The organism is Micromonospora foliorum, from assembly GCF_022229015.1.
Classification (GTDB): Bacteria; Actinomycetota; Actinomycetes; order Mycobacteriales; family Micromonosporaceae; genus Micromonospora; species Micromonospora foliorum.
Map to the genome: position 1 here is coordinate 1 of NZ_JAKKFF010000409.1, position 4,313 is coordinate 4,313.

A 4,313-nucleotide genomic window follows, 5' to 3' on the forward strand; every position below is an offset into this window, starting at 1 on the left:
GCGAGGCCGCCGTGCCCGGACGCGACGGCGACACCCCCACGCCGAACGCCGCCCCGGCGCTGGCCAACCCCACCCGGAGTGCCTGGCCACCCGTGTCGTACCTGCTGGTCGTGGCGGTCCTCGCGGTGCTGGCACTGCTGCTCCTGCGCCGCCGGGCCCCGGTTCCCGCCGCCGCACCGGACCCCGGCCCGGTGCCGGACGTCGGCCCGGCACCGGATACCGGCCCGGTGCCGGACAACGTCAGCCGGTTGCCGACCAGCCTCAACGCCATCTACGAGATGGGCCGGCAGGACGAGCGACTCGAACAGGAACGCCGCCGACGAACCTGAGGGCACGCCGTCCTCACGACGCCGAGTAGGCGCCCTCACGCCGGGGGATCTCGTCGTCGTACGCCCCGACCGGCCCGCTGTAGCGGTCCTTGCCCTTCGGGTACGGCCAGGCATTCGCGGTGCAGCCGTGCAGGCCCAGCGTCTGCTGCTGCATCACCGGCGCGGGCCGGCCCCGCCCGGGGCACCGCTCGTGGCCGTACCCGAGCTTGTGCCCCACTTCGTGGTTGACCATGTACTGCCGGTAGGTCTCCAGGCTCGTGCCGTAACCCGGCACCCCCTTGACCCAGCGCGCCACGTTGAGCACCACCCGGCCGCCGTTGCGGCACGAGGTGTAGGCGTCCGGCACGTCCTGGCAGAGGGTGTCGCGGGTGCCGGGGGTCGCCAGGTAGATGGTGAAGTCGCTCGGCTCGCCCGCACCGACCCGGCGCAGCCGCCACGCCCCGCCCGCCGTCCACCCGCGCCGGTCGTTCAACGTGGTGGTGATCGCCGTCGCGATGTCCGCCGCCGGCAGGCCCCGGATGTCGCGCTCCACCACGACCCGGTAGCGCAGCAACCGGCCGGTCGTCGAGCGTCCGGGCGTGGTCTCGCCCGGCGCCACGGACCAGCGGTTTCCGCCGGTGGCGGGGTAGCTCACCGGAACGACGGGCGCGGAACCGGGCCGGACCTCGGTGGTCCCGGTCGGCCGACCGGTGGGTGTCGTCGACAGGCTGGGCAGCGCTCCGGCGGCGACCGGGTCGGTGCCGGGCTGCCCGGCGGCGGGCAGGCCGCATCCGGTGAGCAGGGCCACCACCAGCAGCGACGCCATCGAGGTGGAACCCCAGCGGCGGGTAACCTTCGTCGACATGTCTCTCCCCTCGCGCGTCGCTCGGCGGCGGCGCGGAGGAGAAGACGGGTGACCGTGGCGAAAAGTTGATGTGACCCAGGCTCAACCTTTTGCCGGCCTCGCCCGTCTCTAGCTCTGTGGCACGGGGAGGGTTCGCGGTGGCGCGGGGGGACGCGGATTTCGTCGAGTTCGCGCGGGCGGCGTCCGCGCGACTGGTGCACGCCGCGTTCCTGATGACCGGCGACCACCACCAGGCCGAGGACGCCGCGCAGACCGCCCTGGTCCGCACCTACGCGTCGTGGTCGCGGATCCACGACGACGACGCCTACGGGTACGCCCGCCGCACCCTGGTCAACCATCTGGTCGACGGGTGGCGCCGGCCGATGCGGGAGTACCCGACCGACGAGGTGCCGGAGCAACGCCGAGGTGACGTGGCCGACGACGTGGCCACCCGACGCTGGTTGATCACCATCCTCGGTGCGCTCAGCCCCCGGGAGCGCGCCATCGTCGTCCTGCGCTACTACTTCGACCTGCCGGAGGCGCAGGTGGCCCGGGAACTCTCCGTGTCCGTCGGCACGGTCAAGAGCACCAGCTCCCGGGCGCTGGAGAAGTTGCGCAGCGCGCCCCGAACGGCCGATGAGGAGGCGCGCCGATGAGCGAGCTGGAACGGCTCCGCCACGCCATGCGGGCGACCGAACGCCCCGACCCCGTGCTCGACCTGGACACCGTGATGCGCGAGGGACGCCGGCTGCGTACCCGTCGGCGCGTCGCCGGAGCCGGGGCGGCGACGCTCGCGACCGGCCTGGCCGCCGTGGTCGCCGTGGTGGTGGTCGGCGCGTCCGGGCCGGGCGATCCGGCGCCGACCGAGCACCCACCGCCGGTCGCCGTCGCTCCACCGTCGGTGGCTGCCTCGCCGTGGGCGGAGGAGTCGCCGGCCTCCACGCCACCGCCGACGGTGGGCCGCGACGAGCCGCCACCGAAGCCCCTCGGCCAGATCGTGGACAGCGGGGTGCGGCACGGCGCCGAGCGTCGGGTCTACTACCTCGTCCGGGTGTCCGTGCCGGGCGTACCCAAGGTGTCCATCGGACTGGCCGCAGGTCGCCAGGCTTCGGACGGGTCGTTGAGCACGGACATCCTGGTCAACGACGTCGAAGGCAGCGACCGCCGCGCCGGGTTCCACCAGATCGGCTACGACGAGCGCTCAGCTGCCGCGCCGGTGCCCACCTTCGGCTACTTCGTCGGCCCCGCCAAGCGGATCATCGGCACCGTCGACGGTCGGCAGGTCGATGCCCGAGTGGTGCGATGGAGTGTCGACAAGCAGGTGGCGATCTTCTGGTTCGACCCGGCGCAGCTCACGCCGGGGGAGCGGCTGGACGGCATCATCGCCCGCGACGCCAGCGGCGGCCGACTCTGACGCGCTGCCGGCGTCTCAGGTCAGTCGACGCTCGATGGTCACCGTCGTCCCCTCGGCGGTGGAAATCAGCCGCACGTCGCCGTAGGCGTTCATCAGCAGCGCGCCGCGTCCCCGGTCCATCGCCGGCCGGCGGTCCCGCCAGGTGCCGAAGTCGCGCACCGAGATCCGGACCAGGTCGCCACCCACCTGGACCCGCACCCGCACCTCCGGACGGCTGGGCCGCTGCGCGTGCTCGACGGCGTTGTTGATGGCCTCGGAGGCGGCCAGCAGGAGATCTTCCAACACGTCCGGGTCGACGTCCAGCTCGCCCAGCGCGCCCCGGACGTCCCGACGCATCGCCGAGGCCGAGGTGGGTGCTGACGGGTACGTCCACCCGACGTCCAGGAGGTCGCCCATCCCGTCCGGGTCGGCCGGCGCCTCCAGGACCACGGACGCGTCGCGGACGGGTTCGACCGCCGGGACCGGCGGAACGGGGCCGACCGGGGCGGATCGCGCCGACGGCGCCGGGGCAGCGACCGTCGCCGCGTCGCCGCCGATGGCCGCACCGGGGGTACGGTCGCGGGCGCGGCGGATGCTGGCCCGGATCCGGGCGATCAACTCGGCCGCGGCGAACGGTTTCACCAGGTAGTCGTCGGCGCCCAGGCTCAGGCCCTCCACGCTTGCCTCCCCGCCGGCACGGGCGGAGAGCACCAGCACCGGCAGCGCCCGGGTCGCCGGGTCCGCGCGCAGTCGGCGTACCAGGTCGAAGCCGTCCAACACCGGCATCATCACGTCGGTCAGGACCAGGTCCGGGAGGTCGCGCTGGATCTCGTCGAGGGCCTGCCGACCGTCGGTGACGGCCCGCACCCGCCAGCCCTGCCCGACGAGCAGCCGGGTGAGGTACGCCCGCATGTCGGCGTTGTCGTCGGCGAGCAGGATCCGGGCACCGGCCAGCTCGTCAGTGGTCGGCCCGGTCGTCGGATCGGGCTCGGTCACCGCGTCGCCCGGTTCGGTGAGCCAGCCCATCGCCTCCTCGACGGCGGCGCGGGCCGCGTCACCCCGCACGTCCACCGCCGGCCCGGTGACCGCGGTGCGGTACGCCGCCGACCAGGGCAGCGTCACGGTGAACCTGCTGCCGACGCCCACCTGGCTGGTCACTCGCACGTCGCCGCCCTCCAGCCGGGCCAACTCGTGCACCAGGGCCAGGCCGATGCCGGTGCCCTCGTGACTGCGCGAGCGGGCGCCGCGCACCCGGTGGAAGCGTTCGAAGAGTTTCGGCAGGTCCCGTTCCGCGATGCCGATGCCGGTGTCCGCGACGGTGAGGCGCACCTCCTCGTCGTCGGCGTCGAGGGTGACCCGGATGCGGCCTATGAACGTGTACTTCAGCGCGTTGGAGAGCAGGTTCGTGACGATGCGTTCCCAGTTGACCGGGTCGACCGCGACCGGCCGGGGCAGTGGTGGGCAGCTCACCTCGAGAGTCAGCCCGGCCCGCTCGACGGCGGCCCGGAACACCCCGGCGAGTTCGGCGGTCAGCGCGGCCAGATCGACCACCCGGGCGTCGCTGCGCGCTCGCCCGGCCTCCAGGCTGGAGAAGGTGAGCAGGCTGTTGACAAGCGTCAACAGTCGGGTGGCGTTACGCCAGCCGGTCTCCACCCGCTCCCGCTGCACCGCCGCCAGCGGCGCGGTGGCGTCGGTGAGGGCGTCGGTCAGCGGGCCGAGGATGAGGGTCAACGGGGTACGGAACTCGTGGCTGACGTTGGCGAAGAAG

The 4,313-nt window shown here is 73.7% G+C and carries 4 protein-coding genes and 1 pseudogene; 3 read left to right on the forward strand and 2 right to left on the reverse strand.

The features are described from left to right. A pseudogene (locus tag PSH25_RS25980) lies at positions 1–329 on the forward strand (hypothetical protein); the annotation flags it as partial. 13 nt (positions 330–342) lie between these two features. Here the strand turns inward: PSH25_RS25980 and PSH25_RS25985 are convergent. After that, on the reverse strand, positions 343–1,173 hold the full coding sequence (locus tag PSH25_RS25985; protein ID WP_238661547.1) for a DUF3152 domain-containing protein: 831 nt from the start codon (positions 1,171–1,173) through the stop codon (positions 343–345). 137 nt (positions 1,174–1,310) lie between these two features. Here PSH25_RS25985 and PSH25_RS25990 point away from each other — a divergent pair, with 137 nt between their 5' ends. Continuing rightward, positions 1,311–1,808, forward strand: a complete 498-nt coding sequence (locus tag PSH25_RS25990) for a SigE family RNA polymerase sigma factor (RefSeq protein ID WP_238661548.1) — start codon at positions 1,311–1,313, stop codon at positions 1,806–1,808. Further along, the gene (locus tag PSH25_RS25995) at positions 1,805–2,566 is read left to right on the forward strand and encodes a hypothetical protein (RefSeq protein WP_238661549.1); all 762 of its coding nucleotides are present in this window, start codon (positions 1,805–1,807) and stop codon (positions 2,564–2,566) included. Before PSH25_RS25990 ends, PSH25_RS25995 begins: the two co-directional genes overlap by 4 nt. A gap of 15 nt (positions 2,567–2,581) precedes the next feature. Here the strand turns inward: PSH25_RS25995 and PSH25_RS26000 are convergent. Continuing rightward, the coding region (locus PSH25_RS26000) for an ATP-binding protein (RefSeq protein WP_238661550.1) at positions 2,582–4,313 on the reverse strand (1,732 nt) is incomplete at its 5' end.